1 protein-coding gene is annotated in these 588 nt (G+C 59.5%); it reads left to right on the forward strand.

Annotated elements, in window-relative coordinates:
- On the forward strand, positions 1-588 hold a 588-nt coding region (locus HRQ87_RS20010; protein ID WP_174140214.1), incomplete at both ends, for an IS110 family RNA-guided transposase.

Raw genomic sequence — 588 nt, forward strand, 5'->3', positions numbered from 1 at the left:
CAGGGTTTTTGGGCTGCGATTACCGTCTCGTGTTGATCAGGGGTCTTTCGACGAACGTGTCCGTCCGTTGATAGAGGCAGACCCGGATTTGTCTCATGCACTTTTGCCACTGCTAGATGCGCGGGCTGTGCTTTACAAAGCCTATCGCGAGTTGGACCGCCGTGTGAAGCAAGCGGCCAGCCATGATGAGACCTGTCTGCGCTTCATGGCGATCCCCGGTGTCGGCCCTATTGCTGCCCTGACGTTCCGTGCGGCTGTCGATGATCCAGCTCGGTTTACCAGCTCTCGCACCGTTGCCGCTCACTTCGGCCTAACCCCGCGACGATATCAATCCGGGGAAATGGATAACCCAGGCCGCATCTCGAAGGCAGGCGACAGAGATGTGCGTGCGACGCTCTATGCTGCGGCCAATGCGATGATGATGCGCTCCGTCGCGAGCTCCGAAATCAAGAGCTGGGGCCTACGCCTGATGCGCCGCAAAGGCCGCCGCCGTGCGCTGGTAGCCGTTGCCAGAAAGTTGGCCGTCATCATGCACCGCATGTGGGCTGACAACACCGAGTTCCGTCATGGGAAAATGGAGGGAATTGC

The organism is Parasulfitobacter algicola (genome assembly GCF_013315265.1).
GTDB classification, from domain to species: Bacteria; Pseudomonadota; Alphaproteobacteria; order Rhodobacterales; family Rhodobacteraceae; genus Parasulfitobacter; species Parasulfitobacter algicola.